This is a genomic window from Sphingomonas sp. (genome assembly GCF_039594485.1).
Lineage (GTDB): Bacteria > Pseudomonadota > Alphaproteobacteria > Sphingomonadales > Sphingomonadaceae > Sphingomonas.
Genome location: NZ_JBCNNI010000005.1, coordinates 111860 through 131591, shown reverse-complemented (window position 1 = coordinate 131591; position 19732 = coordinate 111860). Strand labels below are relative to the sequence as shown.

General features: G+C 65.1%; 26 protein-coding genes. 14 read left to right on the top strand and 12 right to left on the bottom strand.

The window, feature by feature from the left end; all coding sequences use genetic code 11:
• Nucleotides 1-42 precede the first annotated feature (42 nt).
• From ABDV78_RS03725 to ABDV78_RS03715, 3 genes are all read left to right on the top strand, one after another.
• Nucleotides 43-225, top strand: a complete 183-nt coding sequence (locus tag ABDV78_RS03725) for a hypothetical protein (protein ID WP_343525857.1) — start codon at nucleotides 43-45, stop codon at nucleotides 223-225.
• A 231-nt stretch (nucleotides 226-456) separates the two neighbouring features.
• Entirely contained in the window at nucleotides 457-2373 is a 1917-nt protein-coding gene (locus tag ABDV78_RS03720) for a ribonucleoside-diphosphate reductase subunit alpha (RefSeq protein WP_343525871.1), read from the top strand.
• 113 nt (nucleotides 2374-2486) lie between these two features.
• The gene (locus ABDV78_RS03715) at nucleotides 2487-2915 is read left to right on the top strand and encodes a DUF559 domain-containing protein (RefSeq protein ID WP_343525856.1); all 429 of its coding nucleotides are present in this window, start codon (nucleotides 2487-2489) and stop codon (nucleotides 2913-2915) included.
• A 74-nt stretch (nucleotides 2916-2989) separates the two neighbouring features.
• Here the strand turns inward: ABDV78_RS03715 and ABDV78_RS03710 are convergent, their stop codons facing one another.
• Nucleotides 2990-3241: a DUF2171 domain-containing protein gene (locus ABDV78_RS03710; RefSeq protein ID WP_343525855.1), complete on the bottom strand. Its 252-nt coding sequence runs from the start codon at nucleotides 3239-3241 to the stop codon at nucleotides 2990-2992.
• 56 nt (nucleotides 3242-3297) lie between these two features.
• Between ABDV78_RS03710 and ABDV78_RS03705 the strand changes: the two genes are divergently transcribed.
• The 4 genes from ABDV78_RS03705 to ABDV78_RS03690 are packed head-to-tail and all read left to right on the top strand — an operon-like array spanning nucleotide 3298 to nucleotide 5887.
• Nucleotides 3298-3495: a hypothetical protein gene (locus ABDV78_RS03705; RefSeq protein WP_343525854.1), complete on the top strand. Its 198-nt coding sequence runs from the start codon at nucleotides 3298-3300 to the stop codon at nucleotides 3493-3495.
• Complete coding sequence (locus tag ABDV78_RS03700; RefSeq protein ID WP_343525853.1) at nucleotides 3492-3785, top strand: hypothetical protein; 294 nt, start codon at nucleotides 3492-3494, stop codon at nucleotides 3783-3785. The genes ABDV78_RS03705 and ABDV78_RS03700 overlap by 4 nt, the downstream gene beginning before the upstream one ends.
• Nucleotides 3786-3800: 15 nt before the next feature.
• Entirely contained in the window at nucleotides 3801-4856 is a 1056-nt protein-coding gene (locus tag ABDV78_RS03695; protein WP_343525852.1) for a ribonucleotide-diphosphate reductase subunit beta, read from the top strand.
• A 2-nt stretch (nucleotides 4857-4858) separates the two neighbouring features.
• On the top strand, nucleotides 4859-5887 hold the full coding sequence (locus ABDV78_RS03690; RefSeq protein ID WP_343525851.1) for a RelA/SpoT domain-containing protein: 1029 nt from the start codon (nucleotides 4859-4861) through the stop codon (nucleotides 5885-5887).
• 2 nt (nucleotides 5888-5889) lie between these two features.
• Here the strand turns inward: ABDV78_RS03690 and ABDV78_RS03685 are convergent, their stop codons facing one another.
• The gene (locus ABDV78_RS03685) at nucleotides 5890-6159 is read right to left on the bottom strand and encodes an HNH endonuclease (protein ID WP_343525869.1); all 270 of its coding nucleotides are present in this window, start codon (nucleotides 6157-6159) and stop codon (nucleotides 5890-5892) included.
• 160 nt (nucleotides 6160-6319) lie between these two features.
• Complete coding sequence (locus ABDV78_RS03680; RefSeq protein ID WP_343525850.1) at nucleotides 6320-6952, bottom strand: opacity protein; 633 nt, start codon at nucleotides 6950-6952, stop codon at nucleotides 6320-6322.
• An 89-nt stretch (nucleotides 6953-7041) separates the two neighbouring features.
• On the opposite strand from ABDV78_RS03680, the gene ABDV78_RS03675 reads away from it, so the two are divergent.
• Complete coding sequence (locus ABDV78_RS03675) at nucleotides 7042-7182, top strand: hypothetical protein (protein WP_343525849.1); 141 nt, start codon at nucleotides 7042-7044, stop codon at nucleotides 7180-7182.
• Nucleotides 7183-7184: 2 nt separating this feature from the next.
• Here ABDV78_RS03675 and ABDV78_RS03670 read toward each other — a convergent pair whose 3' ends face one another.
• From ABDV78_RS03670 to ABDV78_RS03660, 3 genes are all read right to left on the bottom strand, one after another.
• Nucleotides 7185-7529 carry an MliC family protein gene (locus ABDV78_RS03670; protein WP_343525848.1) on the bottom strand — a complete coding sequence of 115 codons (345 nt, stop codon included), beginning with the start codon at nucleotides 7527-7529 and terminating at the stop codon, nucleotides 7185-7187.
• Nucleotides 7526-7867, bottom strand: coding sequence for a DNA primase (locus ABDV78_RS03665; protein ID WP_343525847.1), 342 nt, complete (start codon nucleotides 7865-7867; stop codon nucleotides 7526-7528). The genes ABDV78_RS03670 and ABDV78_RS03665 overlap by 4 nt, the downstream gene beginning before the upstream one ends.
• Before the next feature lie 100 nt (nucleotides 7868-7967).
• On the bottom strand, nucleotides 7968-9215 hold the full coding sequence (locus tag ABDV78_RS03660) for a multidrug effflux MFS transporter (protein ID WP_343525846.1): 1248 nt from the start codon (nucleotides 9213-9215) through the stop codon (nucleotides 7968-7970).
• A 363-nt stretch (nucleotides 9216-9578) separates the two neighbouring features.
• On the opposite strand from ABDV78_RS03660, the gene ABDV78_RS03655 reads away from it, so the two are divergent.
• Both ABDV78_RS03655 and ABDV78_RS03650 read left to right on the top strand, forming a co-directional pair.
• Nucleotides 9579-10076 carry a hypothetical protein gene (locus tag ABDV78_RS03655; RefSeq protein ID WP_343525844.1) on the top strand — a complete coding sequence of 166 codons (498 nt, stop codon included), beginning with the start codon at nucleotides 9579-9581 and terminating at the stop codon, nucleotides 10074-10076.
• Between the two features lie 70 nt (nucleotides 10077-10146).
• Complete coding sequence (locus ABDV78_RS03650) at nucleotides 10147-11103, top strand: 2-oxoglutarate and iron-dependent oxygenase domain-containing protein (protein WP_343525843.1); 957 nt, start codon at nucleotides 10147-10149, stop codon at nucleotides 11101-11103.
• Between the two features lie 124 nt (nucleotides 11104-11227).
• On the opposite strand, the gene ABDV78_RS03645 is transcribed toward ABDV78_RS03650, so the two are convergent.
• Entirely contained in the window at nucleotides 11228-12517 is a 1290-nt protein-coding gene (locus tag ABDV78_RS03645; protein WP_343525842.1) for a homoserine dehydrogenase, read from the bottom strand.
• A gap of 122 nt (nucleotides 12518-12639) precedes the next feature.
• Here ABDV78_RS03645 and ABDV78_RS03640 point away from each other — a divergent pair, with 122 nt between their 5' ends.
• Complete coding sequence (locus ABDV78_RS03640) at nucleotides 12640-13206, top strand: 3'-5' exonuclease (protein WP_343525841.1); 567 nt, start codon at nucleotides 12640-12642, stop codon at nucleotides 13204-13206.
• A gap of 83 nt (nucleotides 13207-13289) precedes the next feature.
• Here ABDV78_RS03640 and ABDV78_RS03635 read toward each other — a convergent pair whose 3' ends face one another.
• From ABDV78_RS03635 to ABDV78_RS03615, 5 genes are all read right to left on the bottom strand, one after another.
• The gene (locus ABDV78_RS03635; protein ID WP_343525840.1) at nucleotides 13290-13724 is read right to left on the bottom strand and encodes a hypothetical protein; all 435 of its coding nucleotides are present in this window, start codon (nucleotides 13722-13724) and stop codon (nucleotides 13290-13292) included.
• Nucleotides 13721-14161 (bottom strand): hypothetical protein, encoded by a 441-nt coding sequence (locus ABDV78_RS03630; RefSeq protein WP_343525839.1) that lies wholly within the window; start codon nucleotides 14159-14161, stop codon nucleotides 13721-13723. The genes ABDV78_RS03635 and ABDV78_RS03630 overlap by 4 nt, the downstream gene beginning before the upstream one ends.
• A gap of 41 nt (nucleotides 14162-14202) precedes the next feature.
• A complete protein-coding gene (locus tag ABDV78_RS03625; RefSeq protein ID WP_343525838.1) occupies nucleotides 14203-14472 on the bottom strand; it encodes a hypothetical protein in 270 nt (89 codons plus the stop codon).
• Nucleotides 14473-14520: 48 nt separating this feature from the next.
• On the bottom strand, nucleotides 14521-14955 hold the full coding sequence (locus ABDV78_RS03620; RefSeq protein WP_343525837.1) for a CoA-binding protein: 435 nt from the start codon (nucleotides 14953-14955) through the stop codon (nucleotides 14521-14523).
• A gap of 93 nt (nucleotides 14956-15048) precedes the next feature.
• Entirely contained in the window at nucleotides 15049-16011 is a 963-nt protein-coding gene (locus ABDV78_RS03615) for a P-loop NTPase (protein WP_343525836.1), read from the bottom strand.
• A 71-nt stretch (nucleotides 16012-16082) separates the two neighbouring features.
• Here ABDV78_RS03615 and ABDV78_RS03610 point away from each other — a divergent pair, with 71 nt between their 5' ends.
• The 3 genes from ABDV78_RS03610 (at nucleotide 16083) to ABDV78_RS03600 (ending at nucleotide 19701) form a co-directional block, all read left to right on the top strand.
• Complete coding sequence (locus tag ABDV78_RS03610) at nucleotides 16083-17204, top strand: protease modulator HflK (protein WP_343525835.1); 1122 nt, start codon at nucleotides 16083-16085, stop codon at nucleotides 17202-17204.
• A complete protein-coding gene (locus ABDV78_RS03605) occupies nucleotides 17201-18067 on the top strand; it encodes a protease modulator HflC (RefSeq protein WP_343525834.1) in 867 nt (288 codons plus the stop codon). Before ABDV78_RS03610 ends, ABDV78_RS03605 begins: the two co-directional genes overlap by 4 nt.
• Before the next feature lie 104 nt (nucleotides 18068-18171).
• Nucleotides 18172-19701: a Do family serine endopeptidase gene (locus ABDV78_RS03600; RefSeq protein ID WP_343525833.1), complete on the top strand. Its 1530-nt coding sequence runs from the start codon at nucleotides 18172-18174 to the stop codon at nucleotides 19699-19701.
• Nucleotides 19702-19732: the final 31 nt, after the last annotated feature.

Below are 19732 nucleotides of genomic sequence, written 5' to 3'. Positions count from 1 at the left end.
AACAAGGCCGACGGGCGTTCGCGCCGTCATGCCCCGCCCCAAATGGCAGCGGTGCTGACCGGCCTGATCGCGCTCTTCCTGCTGGCGCATGGCTGCCCAGCGCCGGCGAAAAAAATTTTTAGGGGCTTGCGCTTCACGAACCCCGCAGACATCCATGCGTCGCGGCTTTTCAGCTCCGCCCGGCGACCGTCATTCGTCGCAACCACCCCCATCCCCGCGCTTTAACCCCTTGCGATGCTCGCCAGGATTTTCCACTATGGATTGTGGAAGAGGTCGGGAGTGACCCCAATCACTGGTAGGGGATGGTCATACCGGATGGTATGATCGGAAGCGGATGAAGACCCGGATCGGGCATCGCCGCCTTCACTCCATGCCGATCGCGACGTGTCTGGCGCGCGGTGCGGCAGGGCGGCACGCCGACCCGAACGGAACATGAACAAGGGAGCGGCATCGATGATGGATTTCAGGGATAGCCGGGATAGCGACATGACGACTGATATGCTTGAGAAGATGGCCGCGGACACTGTGGCCGCGCCCGCCCCGACGCCCGCCGACACCAAGTCGGTGCGCCCGCAACCCTATCCGGTCGAGGTCGACCATGCCCGCGACGCGCGGCTGACCGATTTCGGCAAGGAAACGCTGAACGACCGCTATCTCCTGCCCGGCGAGAGCTATCAGGATCTGTTCGTGCGCGTCGCCTCGGCCTATGCCGACAATGCCGAACATGCGCAGCGGCTGTACGACTATATCTCGAAGCTGTGGTTCATGCCCGCGACGCCGGTGCTGTCGAACGGCGGCACGGGTCGCGGCCTGCCGATCAGCTGTTACCTCAACTCGGTGCCCGACAGCCTGGACGGCATCGTCACCACCTGGAACGAGAATGTGTGGCTGGCCAGCCGCGGCGGCGGCATCGGCACCTATTGGGGCCAGGTGCGCGGCATCGGCGAGCCGGTGGGCCTCAACGGCAAGACCAGCGGCATCATCCCCTTCGTCCGCGTGATGGACTCGCTGACGCTGGCGATCAGCCAGGGCTCGCTGCGGCGCGGGTCGGCCGCCTGCTATCTCGACATCTCGCATCCCGAGATCGAGGAGTTCCTGGAAATCCGCAAGCCCAGCGGCGACTTCAACCGCAAGGCGTTGAACCTGCACCATGGCGTGCTGATCCCCGACGCCTTCATGGAGGCGGTGCGCGATGGCGCCGAATGGCAGCTCAAGAGCCCCAAGACGGGTGAAGTCCGCGCCACCGTCGACGCGCGCGCGCTGTTCCAGAAGCTGGTCGAGACCCGGCTTGCGACCGGCGAGCCGTACATCGTCTTCGCCGACCATGTGAACAAGAACATGCCCAGGCATCACCGCGAGCTGGGGCTGAAGGTATCGACCTCGAACCTGTGTTCGGAAATCACCCTGCCGACCGGCATCGACCATAAGGGCAAGGACCGCACCGCCGTCTGCTGCCTGTCGTCGCTCAACCTCGAAACCTGGGACGAGTGGAAGGACGACAAGCAGTTCATCGAGGACGTGATGCGCTTCCTCGACAACGTCCTGCAGGACTATATCGAACGGCACGAACCCGGCATGGAGCGCGCCGCCTATTCCGCCAGCCGCGAGCGTTCGGTCGGCCTGGGCGTGATGGGCTTCCACAGCTTCCTCCAGGCACGCGGCATCCCCTTCGAGGGCGCCATGGCCAAGTCGTGGAACCTGCGCATGTTCAAGCATGTCAGCGCGCAGGTGAACCAGGCGTCGATGACGCTGGCGGTCGAGCGCGGGCCCTGCCCCGACGCGGCGGACGTGGGCGTGATGGAACGCTTCAGCTGCAAGATGGCGATCGCGCCGACCGCGTCGATCTCGATCATCTGCGGCGGCACCAGCGCCTGCATCGAGCCGATCCCGGCGAACATCTATACCCACAAGACGCTGTCGGGTTCGTTCGTCGTGAAGAACCCCTATCTCGAAAAGCTTCTGGTCGAGAAGGCGAAGAACGCCGACTCGGTCTGGAACTCGATCCTGGAGCATGGCGGCTCGGTCCAGCATCTCGACTTCCTGAGCCAGGAAGAAAAGGATACCTTCAAGACCTCGTTCGAGATCGACCAGCGCTGGCTGCTCGAACTGGCGGGCGATCGTACGCCCTATATCGACCAGGCGCAGTCGTTGAACCTGTTCATCCCGGCGGATGTGGAAAAGTGGGACCTGCTGATGCTCCACTTCCGCGCCTGGGAACTGGGCATCAAGTCGCTCTATTATCTCCGCTCCAAGTCGGTGCAGCGCGCCGGGTTCGCCGGTTCGGGCGGCGTCGAGGCCGACAACACGATCAGCGCACCGAAGTTCGAGATCGGTGAGACGACCGATTATGATGAATGCCTGGCGTGTCAGTGAGCGGGCTTTAACAGCGCGGGCTGTCCCTCCCTCCTTCGTGGGGGCCGACAGCCTAATCCCTCTCCCCTTGGGAGAGGGAGGGAGCCGCGTCAGCGGTGGAAGGGTGAGGGCAGGTGCGCCTTTACGAGCAACAGCCAAGCGGCACGGTTCTTCGCGCCCGCCAGTTGCGCCGCCAAGCGCCCGAACCCGAACGCCGCCTGCTCCGCGCGCTGCGTGAAACCTATTCGCATCTGAAATGGCGTCATCAGGCGCCGCTGGGACCTTTCTTCGCCGACATGCTGTGCTTTTCCGAAAAGCTGGTCATCGAGGTCGACGGCGATACACACGCCGTCGCGCAAGGCTATGACGCGTCGCGCGAAGCCTTCATGACGCGCGAGGGGTATCGTACGATCCGCGTGACCAATGCGGATGTGACGACCAACCTGAAAGGTGTGATGGAACGAATTTCCTTCTCAATCGGAGAGAAGGAAGCGATCCGCGCGGCGCAGCCGCGTGGGAAGGACGAGGGTGTCGCACCAACGGAAAAGGGTGGCGCCGCATGAACGGCACCACCCTCACCCTTCCGCGCCCTGACGGGCGCTCCCTCCCTCTCCCACAGGGAGAGGGAAAATATAGTTCACTCCGCCTCTTCGAACTCGTCGACGGCGTTCTGCGCGGTTGCCGACAGGCGGACGGTGTTGCCCTCGACCTCGGCGACCAGGCCGATGGGCAGGTAATGATGCTTGGCGCCCTGCCCGTCCTGGGTCTGCGGACTGTCATTCTTGGTCAGCTTGATGCGGTCGCCCTGGACATGGTCGACGGTGCCGACATGGACGCCGTCCGCACCGATGACTTCCGCATGTTCCTTGATCTGGCTGACATCGACCATCGTTCGTCTCCTGTGTTGGGTTCGGTTTCGGAACGCGCAAAGCCGGAATTGGTCGCATGACATCGGCATTCATCATGTATGCGGTGGCCGCGATACTGGCTGGGATCGGCATGGGACTGCTGCTTGCCCTGCGTCGCCCGCAGGGCCCCGCGCGCATCTATATCTACCGGATGGCCGGAATCATGGCGCTGGCGGCCGCGATCGTGCTCGGCTTCTCGGCAACCGCGCTACGCCAGTGGAGCGCAGGGGTATGACCGTGATCGAGCGGCTTCTGGCCCTGATCGCGGCGGTGGCGGTGGTCGGCTTCATCATTCTGGGCTTTGAAGCCTATAGCGATACCGATCTCGGCCAATGCGTCCTCGATGCCCATGGCCGCCGCGCCAGGTTCATCCGTAATTATCTTTGCAGCCCCTATCTGCTGGCGGGCGGTCCGCGTGACTGGTTCGCCTTCGTCTGGCTCTGGTCGTTCCCCGTGACGATCGCCGCCGTCTCCTTCTTCGCGTGGCGCCACCCGCGCCGCGCATCCCGCACAGACATCATTTAGTCCGGAGTAACCCCCATGCCCCTCCTCCAAGCCTCCAAGCAGTACAAGCCCTTCGAATATCCCTGGGCGTTCGAGTTCTGGAAGCGCCAGCAACAGCTCCACTGGCTGCCCGAAGAGGTGCCGCTGGGCGAGGATTGCCGCGACTGGGCGCAGAAGCTGACCGATCATGAGCGCAACCTGCTGACCCAGATCTTCCGCTTCTTCACCCAGGCGGACGTCGAGGTGCAGGACTGCTATCACGAGAAATACGGCCGGGTGTTCAAGCCGACCGAGGTCAAGATGATGCTGACCGCCTTCTCCAACATGGAGACGGTGCACATCGCGGCGTACAGCCACCTGCTCGACACGATCGGCATGCCCGAAAGCGAATATGGCGCCTTCCTCGAATATGCCGAGATGAAGGACAAGCACGACTATCTGCAGAAGTTCGGCGTCGACAATGACGAGGACATCGCCCGCACGCTCGCCATGTTCGGCGGCTTTACCGAGGGCGTGCAGTTGTTCGCATCCTTCGCGATGCTGATGAACTTCCCGCGCTTCAACAAGATGAAGGGCATGGGCCAGATCGTCACCTGGTCGGTGCGCGACGAGTCGCTGCATTGCGAGGGGATCATCCAGCTCTTCCACGCCTTCACCAAGGAGCGCGGCTGCCTGACCAAGGCGGTGAAGGACGATATCGCCGACCAGTGCCAGACGACGGTGCGGCTGGAGGACAATTTCATCGATCTGGCGTTCGAGATGGGCCCGGTCAGCGGCATGACGGCGAAGGATATCAAGAAATATATCCGCTACATCGCCGACTGGCGGCTCGGCCAGCTGGGCCTGAAGCCGATCTACATGATCGACGAGCATCCCCTGCCCTGGCTGACCCCGCTGCTCAACGGCGTCGAGCATGCCAATTTCTTCGAGACGCGCGCGACCGAATATTCCAAGGCGGCGACGCGCGGCCAGTGGAACGACGTGTGGGACGCGTTCGACACCCGCCAGAAGGCCAAGAGCGCCAAAGCGGCGAACGAAGAGCCGACCGAAACCGGCGACATGTTCTCGGCCGCGGGCGTCGCGGCGGAGTAAATATGGCTACTTTTACCCAGCCACGCTATTCCCGCAAACAGGTCTCCAAGGCAGGCACCCGCATTGCAAATGGCACTTCGAGTTTTGAAGATAGCCTAGTACTTGAAAACTGGCGAGCATCGCATGGCTGGGTGATTAATACATTTCAAGTCAACCTAAGGCGCCGCTCTCGGGGAACGGATATCATAGTTGGCACGCGCCTAAAGCGGCGCCCCACAATTATGAACAAACTTCAACGCTTTCCCCAAATGCAGCTTGGACGGATGCACGATATTGCAGGATGCCGGGTCATTTTTCCGAACATCGCAAAGCTAAATCTCTTTCGGCAAAACGTTCATCGTGCACGCTTTGCGCACACGCGCCGTAGCCTTGACGATAGCAAATGGAATTACATCCTCCACCCCAAGGGCAATGGATATCGTGGAATCCATGACGTCTATGAGTATGAAAGCAGGTCAGCGACAGCGGACCCCTGGAAGGGATTACTGATAGAAATCCAGTACAGAACACTTTTACAACATTCATGGGCGACGGCCGTTGAGGTAGCTGGACTATTGACCCATAATAATCCGAAATTCGGTCAAGGCGCTTCAGAGTTTATCGATTTTTTTGCAGTTTCGAGCGAAATACTATCAAGAAAATACGAATCCATGCCATCATGCTTCCCGGATTTGAGCGACGCAGAGCTATTAGATAGATTTCATTACCTGGAAGAACAGACTCGTATTCTACAACTATTTCGACGCGTAAATTCGAAAGTTGTTAATATAGATTTCAAGAAGAATAATATTCTAGTTTTTCCTTTTGTAAAGGAAAATGCCGAGAATAACAGCGACCTTCAGGTTATGCCGTACGACTCCGTTGGACAAGCAATTGAGAGATACAATCAAGTTGAGCTTGAAAACGAGGGCGCGGCAGATGTCGTACTAGTACGCGCAGATACGTTTGAGAATATGCGGATTACGTTTAGAAATTATTTCGCAGACACTACGGAATTTGTAAACTATCTAGACAATGCAATATTAAACTAAAATTATCTCTTCACGCGCGTCGGCGCATGGAAGTCCGCCGGTTTCCCCGCAATCCACCGCAGGAACCGCGTCATCTCGGGATGTGTCCGCAGCACCGCGAAGTCTGCAAGTTCGCGTGCCAGTTCCACGTTGGAGAAGGTCGCATGGATGGTCCGGTGACAAATGGGATGGACCGGCACCGTCTCGCGCCCGCCTTCGCTCCTGGGAACGGGGTGGTGCCATTCCACCTTAACCCCCAGCGGTCGCTCACACAGCGCACAGCATGGCGGCATGGGTTGCCGTTCGACCCGTTCGGTGGCGGCCGCAAGCCCCGCCTTTCGCTTTACCCGTCCGACCATCGCCATCGATATGGGGAGCGGGCGTACAAAGGAAAACGGGGTCCGGCATCGCTGCCGAACCCCGTGTCCTTAAGCCAACTGGATCCTGAAAGGATCAGAAGTGTGCGACGACACCCGCCATCGGGCGGAACGAATGCGCGTCGTCGAAGGTCGAAACTTCCATGCGGAGGCGCAGACCCGAATTGCCGGTCAGGCCGCCCAGACCGATGTCCTTCGGGCCGACTTCGGCGCCGACGCCGTACACGGTGCCGTGATAGTCGCGCTTCAGGTCGCCCGAGACGCCGGGTGCGAAGTTGTGGAAGTTGTTCCAGCGATAGCCGACCTTGCCGTAGAACAGGCCGCTCTCACCGGCGCGGAAGCCCGCGCGGCCATAGGCGCCATACTGCCAGTCGATGTCACCCGACACGCCCTTGGCGACCGAGCCCTCGGCACCGATGAACACGGGGCCCAGCGGAACGTTGGCGCCGACGATGCCCTCGATCAGCGCGCCGTCCAGGTTATACCCCTTGGGCTGCGCGGGGATGCCGGCGACCGACTGGCGGTCGAACTGCTCCCAACCACCCATGATCGCGACATAGGGCTCGATACCGAAGGCACGGGTGCCGTCGGGAGCGGTCGCGGCGGGGGCCGGAGCCGCCGTGGTGTCGGTGGTGTTCATGTCCTGCGCCATGGCGGGCACGGCAACGAACGCGGCCGCCGCAGCGGCGACGAGGGAAAGCTTACGCATACGAGATACCCTTCTCTTATTCTATGTGGGGCGGCGGATCAGACCGCTCAGCCCAGGCCCGCTTAACCGGCAACATCGCCATGAGTTGCATGAAACCCGACATTTCCGATCGCCTGTCCGAAACCTGTGGCAGCGAGGACACAGTTCCTGTCACCAAGATGAACCAATTGCGAACAGATTGGGGCAATCGCGGTTTTGCGCCATTTTTCGGCCGCGATGCCTCCGACTGAACTCAACGGACGGCACTGCACCGAAGCGATTCGCCCGTGGGGCGTGTCAAAACCACCTCACTCCCCTTGCCGCGCAGGTCATGCCCGAAGCCAGCATAATGCAGGCCCGAGGCGACCGGCTGACCTTCCAGCCGAACGGCCAGGTCGTCACGACGATCCGCCTCGTTCCCGAAACGCAGCAGCGCGCTGTCGTCGCGATTGTCGAAGCGCACCCAAAAGCGGCTGCCATTTTCGCACTGGAACGTCGTCGACACCATCGGGGGCAGGCCCGCGCTGCGATCGGGCAGGGTCGAACATCCGACCAGCACGATCCCGCCGGCGGCCAGCGCGGCCGGAAGGCGCATCATGGCCGGAGGGCTGCGTCTTCGGCTTCGGATATGTCGCCGTCGGCCACGCGATCCTCGTCGAAATCGTCCTGCAGATCGTCTTCGTCGATATCCTCGGCGTCCATGTCGACCGAAGCGTCGGTTTCGCCGACCTCCTCGGAATCCATGTCCAGTTCGTCGATCGGCTCGTCCTCGACCGTATCGTCGCCCAGATCGGGATCGATATCGGTGATCAGGACGCCGTCGCTGGGGCCGTCGCGCGTCGCCTCCAGGATTTCGGCGCGCTGGCTTTCGTCATAGCCTTCCTCGTCCCAGCCATCGTCGCCGGTGCCCTGACCGGGAATCTGATGTCCACCCATCCTTGCCTCCTGTGATCGATAGGAGAAGGAACGGCGTGGTGGCCCGGCCGGTTCCGGGGTGGGCATCAACGGGGCACGAACGGCGCGCGAACCGATCCGATCAGGCGGGACGGAACATCCGCCCACGCTCGGTCAGGAAGACGAAGGCGAAGGCCGCACAGCCCGCGATCAGGAAGCCCAGGGTCAACGGCCGGGTCGTCCCGTCGAACGCCTGGCCGATGCCGGCCCCGATCACCGATCCGATGGTGACGCTGGCAAAGCCCTGCACGCTCGACGCGGTGCCCGCGATCCGCCCCATATTCTCCATCGCCATCGCCGAGAAATTGGACGTCGCAAGGCCGAAACAGGCCATGGTGATCGCCTGGAGCACCGCGAACACGACCAGCGATTCGCCGCCCACCTGCGCGATCGCCAGATGCAGCGCGGAGACGATGATCAGGATCGCCACCGCGCTATGGCTGATCAGCCGGGTACCCAGCCGCATGACGATCCGCGAGTTGAGCAGATTCGCCGCCGCCATCGTCACAGAGGTCGTGGCGAAGATCAGCGCGAGCAGCTTTTCGCGCCCGAACGTCTCCGCCATGATCGGCTGCACCGAGTTCAGATAGCCATAGAGCGCCGCCATCAGCGCGGTCGCGGCCAGCGTATAGCCCAGCGACAACCGATCCAGCGCCGTTTCGCGCCAGCCATTCCAGATCCGGCGCGCCGAGATGGGCTGCCGGGCCTCGGGCCGCAGCGTCTCGGGCATGCGGATGGCAAACCAGGCGAGCACCAGCGCCGCCAGCACCGTGATCGTCCAGAAGATCAGCCGCCAATTGCCGAACAGCAGCACCAACTCCCCAAAGGCTGGCGCGAGGATCGGCACGACCATGAACACCATGAAGGCGATCGACATGACCTGTGCCATGGCGCGCCCATGATAGCAGTCGCGGACCAATGCCACCGTCGCGACCCGCGTCGCCGCGATCGCCGCCCCCGCACAGACGCGGGCGATCAACAGCAGCGCGAAGCTCCCCGCCACCGCCGCCGCACCATTTGCGATGATATAGACGACCAGCGCGACGATCAGCACCCGCCGCCGCCCATAACGATCCGCCAGCGGCCCATGCGCAAGCTGCGCCACCCCGAACCCGATCAGGAAGGCGGTAACGACAAAAGGCCGCGCGGCGGGTGACGCGTCCAGAGCCTTCCCGATGGCGGGAAGGGCCGGCAACATCGAATCGATCCCCAGCGCGGTCAGCGCCATCAGCGCCGCGATCAGGAGGACGAATTCGACAAAGCCGATGGGGGCGCCGGGCGGTTCAGCCGCGACGGACGCGGCCGGGGCGGCAGAACGGATTTCGGACATGATGGCGGCTCCCTTAGGCGGGATCGAGGTCGAGGGAAACCGGAAAACCGGCTCGACACCCAACGCAGCCAGCCATGTGGGTTTCCACCTGGCTGGGAGAATCCGCGCCTGATCACCGGGCAGGCAGCGCGCCATCTCCATCATTCGAGAAACCGCCATGCCCACTGGAAACCAGCCGGAGACACCATGGACGCGCCAAATCTCCTGACGACGCCCGCACGCCATTCGCAACCTGGATTCGGGTGCCTCCTGCTCCTGAACACCGTCCAGGCGAGTTGGGATGGCCGCCGTATTCAGCACACCGACAGGCTTTTCAGCGGAAACTTGCTGTCCGCTTCCATTGGCAGAAGGAGACACACCGTCATGGCCTCACTTTACCACTACGGCCTCGCCCTGCCGCTGCTCGCCGCGCTGGCGCTGTCGGGATGCGATCGGCCGACCGGTGGGACGTCGGTGACGATCAACAGTTCGGACGGAGAGACGCTGGCGGCGGTCGATGGCAAGTCGGGCGAGGTGAAGCTGGCGCTGCCCGGCTTTACCGGCGCGTTCAAGCTGCCCAAGGTGTCGCTGGAGGCCGATAATTTCGAGCTGAACGGCGTGCACCTCTATCCCGGCTCGAAGATCCGCAACGTCGATGTCGGCAATGGCCGCGACAAGGCGTTCGTCATGACCTTCGACAGCCCTGCCGCCCCGGCAACGGTGCGCGGCTGGTTCCGGGACAAGATGGAGGATGCCGACTTCACCCTGACCGATCAGAACGGCACGCTGGTCGGCACCACGGCGGAGGAAAAGCCGATCCGCGTCGACCTGCGTCCGGCCGGAACCGATCGATCGACGGGCACGATCACACTCGGAGGATAACCTCCCCTGTTCGGATATGACGGCGGCGTTATAGTGATCGCAGCTTGTTAGATTTTCTGGACATATTGCCATGACCGACACCCGCTCCGCCGAGGTTCCGACGCTCAGCCTCGCCGATCAGGACCGCGATCCCGAAGGTTTCGCCGCCGCGCTCGGCGAATCGTTCGAGCGGTTCGGATTCGCGATCGTCGCGGACCACGGCGTCCCCGCCGACCTGATCGACCGCGCCTGGGCGCAGACCAAGGCCCTGTTCGACCTGCCCGAGGAGGAGAAGCGCGGCTATCACGTGCCCGGCGGCGGCGGGGCGCGCGGCTACACGCCGTTCAAGACCGAGATCGCCAAGGATGCCAAGGTCGTCGACCTCAAGGAGTTCTGGCATGTCGGCCGCGAACTGCCCGAGGGCCATGCTTATGCGGACCGGATGCCCGCCAATATCTGGCCCGCGCGGCCGGAGGGGTTCCGCGAGGATTTCGTCGAGCTGTTCTCTGCCTTCGACAAGGCGGGCGACCGGCTGCTCTCGGCGATCGCGCGGCATCTGAAGCTCGACCCCCACTGGTTCGACCCGGCGGTCAAGGACGGCAATTCGGTGCTGCGCCTGCTCCACTATCCGCCGATCCCGGCCGATGCAGAGGGCGTGCGGGCGGGCGCGCATGAGGATATCAACCTCATCACCCTGTTGCTCGGCGCCGAGGAAGCGGGGCTGGAATTGCTCGACCGCGATTCGGGCGAGTGGCTGGCGATCCGTCCACCCGAGGGCGCGATGGTGGTCAATGTCGGCGACATGCTGCAACGGCTGACCAACCATGTCCTGCCCTCGACCACGCACCGGGTGGTCAATCCGCCGGTCGAGCGCCGCGGCTTCTCGCGCTATTCGATGCCCTTCTTCCTGCACCCCGCGCCCGATTTCCTGATCAAGACGCTGCCCGGCACGATCAGCGAGGGGCACCCGGACCGCTATCCCGAGCCGATCACCGCGCACGACTATCTGTTCGAGCGGCTGGTCGAGATCGGACTCATCAAGAAGTAAGTCCTGTTCCTCCCCCGCGAAGGGGGAGACCATGCGCGGCATGGTGGAGGGGCGTCATCGCTGGCCGCGACACCCCTCCGTCAGGCTTTCAGCCTGCCACCTCCCCTTGCAGGGGAGGAATTTCTCACCCCAATATATGCATCAGCAGCGGCTGGCCGACCAGGCTCTGGCTGCCGCGCAGACGTTCCAGCGCCTGGGCGACCGCGCGTTCCGGCCCTTCATGGGTGACGATCGCGATCATCACGCCACCGTCCGCCGCCTCGCCGCGCTGGATCAGGCTTTCGATCGACACGCCCGCGTCGCGCATCGCGGCGGCGATCTCGGCCAGCACGCCGACCTTGTCCTGCACCGTGAAGCGCAGATAGGCGCGACCGCGCCGCTCGCCGCTGTCGGCCTTGGGCGCGGGCGTCAGCTCATGCGCGGGCATGGCGAAGGATGCGCCATATTCGCCGCGCGCGATGTCGATCAGGTCGGCCACCACCGCGCTGGCGGTCGGGCCGTCGCCTGCGCCCGCGCCCTGGAACAGCAGGCGGCCGACGAAATTGCCCTCTGCCACGACCGCGTTGGTCGAGCCGGTGACATGCGCCAGCGGATGGTCGAGCGGCACCAGATGCGGGTGCACCCGCTGGAACAGGCCGTTCGCGCCTTCCTCCGCGACGCCGACCAGCCGCACGCGGTAGCCAAGCGACGCCGCCTGCGCGATGTCCGCCGCCAGCACATGGCGCACGCCGCCGATCGCGACATCGCCGAATGCGGGCTGCGTCCCGAACGCGATGGCGGCCAGGATCGACAGCTTGTGCGCCGCGTCGACCCCGTCAATGTCGAAGCTGGGGTCCGCCTCGGCATAGCCCAGCGCCTGCGCTTCGGCGAGCACCTCGGCAAAGTCGCGACCCTCCGCCTCCATCTTGGACAGGATGAAATTGCAGGTGCCGTTGAGGATGCCATAGACCCGTGCGATGGCATTGGCCGCCGCCCCTTCGCGCAAGCCCTTGATGACCGGGATGCCGCCCGCCACCGCCGCCTCGAACTTCAGCGCGGCGTTCGACGCCTCCGCCTTCTGCGCCAGTTCCAGCCCATGATGCGCCAGCATCGCCTTGTTGGCGGTCACGAAGCCGCGCCCGGCCTCGAGCGCGGTACGCGCCAGCGTCAGCGCCGGACCGTCCGATCCGCCGATCAGTTCGACCACCACATCGGCATCGGGGTGCGCGGCGAGCGCGGCGGTGTCGTCCACCCATTCGAAACGCGACAGGTCGACGCCGCGGTCCTTGGTCCGGTCGCGCGCGGAGACGGCGACGATCTCGATCGGGCGGCCCGCGCGCCGGGTAATCAGGTCACGGTTCGCGTCGAGCAGGCGAATGACGCCGCCGCCCACCGTGCCGAGTCCCGCCAAAGCCACCCGCAATGCGTCGCCCATATCCTATTCCTGTATCCCGAGCGTGTTTGAAGCCCGGCCGGTAGCGGATAGAAACGGTCGCTGTCGAGCCATCACGCGACCTTTTATTGCTTGAGCGGCACGATACCGCTAAGGGGTCTGGCATGATCTCCCCCGATTTCGTGGTCATCGACGTCGAAACCGCCTGTCAGCGCACCAGCAGCATCTGCCAGATCGGCATTGTCGGCTATGCGAATGGCGTGGAGGTCCTGGCCTATGAGACGCTGGTCGACCCGTGCGACGAATTCAGCGCGTTCAACATCGGCATCCACGGCATCACCGCCGATCATGTGCTGGGCAAGCCCACCTTCGCCGCGCTCCACCCCGACCTGGCAGAGCATCTGGGCGGACGGGTGACGGTGGCGCATTCGGGGTTCGACAAGGGCGCGCTGGGCCGCGCGTGCGAGCGCGACGCCCTGCCCCCCATCGCCGCGCGCTGGCTGGACAGCGTGACCATAGCCAGGCGGGCCTGGCCCGAACTGCCCAATCACAAGCTCAACACGCTCGCGGCGTTCCTGGACCTGGAGCATCGCCACCACGACGCGCTCAGCGATGCACGTGCCGCCGGACAAGTGGTGCTGCGCGCCATGGCGGAGACCGGCCTGGGGCTGACCGACTGGTTCACCCCGCCCCCCTCGGCGCGCGCCGCGCGCCGGGTCCGGCAGGCCTAAGGCCGGATCGGCATCGGACTGCCGGTCCTCCAATCCTTCCCTGCAACGAAAGACATGGAAGAGCCTTCGCGGCGGGACGGGGATCAGGGTTCGAGATGCCCGCTCGGTCCCGGTCCGTCGAGGGCGATGGGCACGCGGTTGCTCTTGTCGCGGGCCTTGTCGACCAGCTTGCTGATTCCGATCCGGGCCTCGTTGGCGAGCAGCAGCGCCGGGGCCAGCAGGTTGAAGCCGACCTGACACCCGCCGATCCGGGCGGCGCAGGGCGTACTCGACGCCCGCAACGCACCGATGCCGGTCATCTCTGGATTCGATGGCGCGGGCCCGGCAGGCGGCTCGTCCTTGTTGAGGGTCAGCCGGTCATCGGCCTGTCGGCGGCCACAGACGACGATATCCGCCGCGCTTCCGGCCGAGGGCGGGCACGGATCGCGGGCCAGGATCGAAAAGCGCTCGCCGCCCTCGGGCGTTCGAGTCGGTGGCGTGGAGGCGGCCTGGAGCGCCAGCGCGATCAGGATCGTCATGGCGCGGGCTTTCGGAGGGTCGGCGCTCCACGACGCCCGCCGGTTTCGACCGTAACGCCGACATGGCCGCCGCCGACCTGAAAGGGCGACAGATCCCGCAACGGCGTGCTGCGCGCCATCAGGCGGGTGCGTTCGTCCATCACGCCCTCATGCCGCGGATCGCCGGGCTCATAGGTCGATTCGAACGGCACGCGAAAGCGATCCGCGTTGCGCCGGCCGCAGACCGAGATGTCCGTCGAATTTGGATCATAGACGCAATGGGTTTCGACGCTGGTCAGCCGCCGCGTCCTGGCGACGATCATATCGACCGAGGGAGGCGGCGACGGCATCTCGCCCTGAACGCCCGCGACCAGCAGCATCACCCCCAGGACCATCACCACGCCCTCCCGGCATCCAGCCTGCCCAGGCGGTGCGGCCGCCCCGGCTCGACCGATCATGCCTGCTTCCGCCGCGATGCGCCAGCGTCATGGCGCGGCTGTTACGGGCCGATCGGCATGCGGAGCAGGGTGCGCGGCTTGCTGGTGCAATATTTGTCGCCGACCACCGCGCAATAGGTGCCGTCGTTGGCGAAGGCACGCGCCTTGGCATCGATCGGCACCGTCGAATCCCGCCCCAGCCTATAGGGGGACGGACGGGCGCTGGCGCAGGACACCCCGCCGCATCCATGGGTCAGGCGGGGCAGGACAAGATGGCGTGCCCCCTCCGCCTGGGGCGCGGCCAGCAGCATCAGCAACGGCACCGGCATCATCGTCCATATCCTCCTTTCAGGGCGCTCCGATCAGCTTCTCCAAGTCGTTCAACCCGCGTCGACCGGGGGAACGCCCAGGCGCGGAATCTCGATCGCCGGGCAGCGGTCCATCACGACCTTCAGCCCCGCCGCCTCGGCCCGCGCGGCCGCTTCCTCGTTGACGACGCCCAATTGCATCCAGACGGCCTTCGCACCGATCGCGATCGCCTCATCGACGATCGGGCCGACCGCGTCGGACCGGCGAAAGATATCGACGATGTCGATGGGGTCGCCCAACTGCCCCAGTTCGCGGAATATGAACTCGCCATGCACATGCTCGCCGGTGATCTGCGGATTGACCGGGATCACGCGGTAGCCATGGTCCTGCAGCCGCTTCATTACGCCGTAAGAGGGGCGATCCGGGCGGTCCGACGCCCCCACCATCGCGATCGTGCGCGCCTCGCCCAACAAAGCGCGGATATCCTCATCGGCGGTCAACGGCATGGACAATCCCCTTCACGACCGCCTGGTCCGGCTTGCAGGTCAAGGGGACGGGGGCGGTCTATCGGGCTCCAACGCTCCGTCGCCGCGCCGGTTTCATGCGCCCGTCGCGTTGCCGTCCAGCCATGCCTCGACACGCGCGGCGATGGGCGCGAAGACCTCGTCCCCCTCGCCCGCCGCAGGCGGCTGCCCCGCATCGGAGGCAGTGCGGATCGCGATGGTCAGCGGCACCCGGCCCAGGAAGGGAATGCCCAGTTCCGCCGCCGCCGCCTCGGCCCCGCCCGATCCGAACGGGTCGGAGATGCCGCCGCAATGCGGGCAGCAATAACCGGCCATATTCTCGACCAGGCCGATAATCGGCACGCCCGCCTTGGCGAACAGGTCGATCGCACGGCGCGCATCGATCAGCGCCAGATCCTGCGGCGTGGAGACGATCACCGCCCCCGCCGGGCGATGTTTCTGCACCATGGTCAGCTGCACGTCGCCCGTGCCCGGCGGCAGGTCGAGGACCAGCAGTTCGGTCGCCCCCCAGTCGCCATCGACCAGCTGGCTGAGCGCACCCGCCGCCATCGGTCCGCGCCAGGCGATCGCCTTGTCCGGTTCGACCAACTGTCCCATCGACAGCAGCGACACGCCATAGGGCGTCGGCACGGGTTGCAGCCTGCCATCCTGCGCGACGGGCTTCACCCCCTCTGCCGCCATCAGCCGGGGCTGCGACGGGCCGTAGATATCGGCATCGACCAGGCCGGTCCTGCGCCCGGCGCGGGCCAGCGCGATGGCGAGGTTGGCCGACAGGGTCGACTTGCCCACCCCGCCCTTGCCGCTGGCCACCGCAAGGATCCGCCGCTCGCGTTTCTCGGCGGTCAGGACGACGCGGACGTCCTCGACGCCGGGCTGCATCGCGGCGGCCTTGACCTCCTCCTCCAGCGCGTGGCGGCCCGCGCCGTCGAGCCCGGTCGTGTCCAGCACGACGCCCGCCCGCGCACCCTCCATCCGCACGCTTGCGCGCTTTCCCGCCACCGCGGTCACCGCCGCCTTTACCCGCTCGATCATGCTCATGACGGGCAGATAGGACGCGAAGCGCGGCTTGCCACTGTTTTTGTCGGCGAACCGTTCCTATAACGATGATCATGAGAAAGCTGATGGGCCGTTTGCGACGCCCCCCCATTCTAGCCGCCGAAACGCCGAAAGGCCCCTGGGGCGGGTCCGGCGAGGATTCCGAAGGCGGCCCCCGCAATCCCTGGGCGGTGCCGCCGGGCGGCCGCAAGGCGTCCTCCAAGCCCACTGCGCTGGATGAGTTCATCCGCAAGGCGCGCGGCTCGGGCGGTGGTGGTCCGGGCGAGGGCCCCGGCGGATCGGGCGGCTTTGGCGGCCTGCCCGGTGGTGCGGGCGGACGGACGCTATGGGCGATCGGCGCGGCGATCCTGGTCGGCATCTGGGTGCTCTACACCTCGATCCATCCGATCGGTCCGCAGCAGCGCGGCGTCGTCACCTATTTCGGGCGCTATACCGGCATTCTTGAACCCGGCATCCAGATCACCGCTCCCGCCCCGATCGCCAGCGTCCGGGTGCTGGACGTGCAGAAGATCCGCACCGAGAATTTCCCGGAGGGATCGGGCGAAAATCTGGTCCTGACCCGCGACCAGAACATCATCGACCTCAGCTATTCGGTGCGTTGGGACATTTCCAACCCGCGTGATTTCGCCTTCCGCCTCGCCCAGCCGCAGGAAACGGTCCGCGCCGTCGCCGAAAGTGCAATGCGCACGGTGATCGCCCAGACCACGCTCGACCAGGCGCTGGGTTCGGGCCGCGCCGATATCGGCCAGCGGGTGCAGGAACTGACCCAGTCGATCCTGAACGAATATCATTCGGGCGTGCGGATCCAGGGCGTGGCGATCAAGCAGGCCGCCCCGCCGCAACAGATCGTCGACGATTTCAACAAGGTGACGGTCGCGCAGCAGCGGGCGATCGCCGACGTCAACCAGGCGCGCTCCTATGCCGAACAGGTGATCGCGCGCGCCCAGGGTGAAGCGGCGCAGTTCGACAAGATGTACGAGCAATATCGCCTCGCCCCCGAGGTGACCCGCCGCCGCATGTATTACGAGACCATGGAGGCCGTGCTGGCCAAGTCGGACAAGACCATCGTCGAGGCGCCGGGCGTCGTGCCCTATCTGCCGCTGTCCAGGGGCAAGGCGGCGACGCCCGCGCCCGACGTGGCCGCCCCCGTGGCGACGCAGGGAGGTGGCCAGTGAACGGCCTGACCCTTCGCAACCCGATCGTGCTGGGCGTCGCGTTGCTGGTGGCGGTGATCGTCGCGGCGGCGACCTTCGCCATCGTGCCCGAAACCAAGCAGGCGGTGATCTATCGCTTCGAACAGCCGCGCCGGATCATCAACGGCTATCGTCCCGGTGAGCAACTGGGCGACAGCGGCGCGGGGCTGATCGCGCGCATTCCCTTTGTCGACCGGATCGTCTGGGTCGACAAGCGGGTGCTCGATCTCGACCTGGAAAAGACCCAGGTGCTGTCGACCGACCAGCTGCGCATGAATGTCGACGCCTTCGCCCGGTTCCGGGTGATCGATCCGCGCCAGATGCTGGCGACGGCGGGCAGCGTGGACGGCGTCATCGCGCAGTTGAGCCCGATCTTCGGCTCGGCCCTGCGCAACGAACTGGGCAAGCGCCGGTCCGCCGAACTGCTCAGCCCGGAGCGGGGGCAGGTAATGGACGCGATCCAGGTCCAGCTCGATCGGATCGCGCGGCAATATGGCGTCCAGATCGTCGACGTGCGGATCAAGGAAGCCGAACTGCCGCCGGGGACGCCGCTGCAAAGCGCGCTGAACCGGATGCAGACCGCGCGCCAGCAGGAGGCGATCACCATCGCCGCGCAGGGGCAGAAGCAGGCGCAGATCGTCCGCGCCGATGCCGATGCGCAGGCCGCGCAAATCTATGCCCAGGCCTTTGGCAAGGATGCGGGCTTCTATGATTTCTACCGCGCGATGCAGTCCTATCGCCACACCTTCGGCGCGGACGGCAGCAATCAGGAACATGGCAGCACGCAGATCATTCTGTCGCCGCAGAACAGCTATCTGAAGGAATTCACCGCGCCGGGCCGATAGGTGGGTATTCCACCTTTCCGCTCGTTCATATTCAAGCGTCGTTCAGCAAAATCGTGACAAATAGAGCACGGTCAAGTTGAATTTTTTGAGAGGACCTTAGCCCAGTGCGCTACGCCTACGCCATCACCAGTGCGCTCCTTCTTGGCGGCGCGACCGCGACCCTGGCCCTCCAGCCCGGGACCGCGCAAGTCGCGCAGAACGAACCGGGTGCGATCCAGGCGGTCGCCCCCCGCGCCGGTGCGCCGATGAGCTTCGCCGACATGGTCGCCAAGCTCCAGCCCGCCGTCGTCAACATCTCGACCAAGCAGTCGATCACCGTGAAGCAGCAGGCGAATCCGTTCGCGGGCACTCCGTTCGAGGGCTTTTTCGGCCAGTTCGGCGGCCAGGCCGGGCCGCAGCCGCAAAAGCGTGAAGGCGCCTCGCTGGGCTCGGGCTTCCTGATCTCGCCCGACGGCTATATCGTCACCAACAACCACGTCATCGCGCCGGGTGCGCAGGGGGCGTCGGTCGACTCGATCACCGTCACGCTGAACGACCGCAAGGAATATACCGCCAAGGTCGTCGGCCGCGACGAAACCTCGGACCTCGCAGTCCTGAAGATCGATGGCCAGAACCTGCCCTTCGTCCGCTTCGGCGATTCGTCGCGGGCGCGGCCCGGTGACTGGGTGCTGGCGATCGGCCAGCCCTTCGGCCTGTCGAGCACCGTCACCGCCGGCATCGTCTCGGCCGTGCATCGCGTCACCGGCCAGGGCGGCGCGAACGACCGCTTCATCCAGACCGACGCCGCGATCAACCAGGGCAATTCGGGCGGCCCGATGTTCGACATGAACGGCAATGTGATCGGCATCAACAGCCAGATCTATTCGCAGTCGGGCGGCAATATCGGCATCGGCTTCGCCATCCCGGCGGAGGACGCCAAGCCGATCATCGACAAGCTGATGAAGGGCCAGAAGATCGAGCGCGGCTATCTGGGTGTCCAGATCGGCGGCCCGGTCACCGACGATGTGGCGGCGTCGCTGGGCATCCCCAAGGGGCAGGGCGAGGTCATCGCCAAGGTCGAGCCTGCCGGTCCCGCCGCCAAGGCCGGCCTGAAGGCGTTCGATGTCGTGACCAAGGTCAACGGCCAGTCGGTCACGCCCGAGCAGACGCTGTCCTATCTGATCGCCAACGTCCCACCGGGCGGCCGCGTCCAGCTCGAGATCCTGCGCAATGGCAAGCCGCTGTCGCTGACCGCGACCGCCGCGACGCGTCCGTCGAACGACGAACTGGCGGCACAGATGGGCGATGGCTCGGACGCCTTCCCCGACGATGACGACAATGCGCAGGTCGCGCCGACCGCCGGTGGCGGCCTGGGCCTGTCGGTCCAGACGCTGACCCCGGCGATCGCGCGGGCGATCAATGTCGATCCGTCGACGCAGGGCGTGGTGATCGCGGCGGTGGACCCGTCGAGCGATGCCGCCTCCAAGCTGAAGCGCGGCGACGTCATCTCGGCGATCAACGGACAGCCGGTTCGCAGCGCCGCCGACGTTCAGCAGATCGTCGCCGCTGCCAAGGCCGCCGGCCGTCCGCAGGTGCTGGCGCAGATCACGCGCGGCCGCATCGCCGACCGCCTGATGCCGCTGCGCATCAAGTAAGGCTTCCACCCTCCCCTTCCGCTCCCCGGCG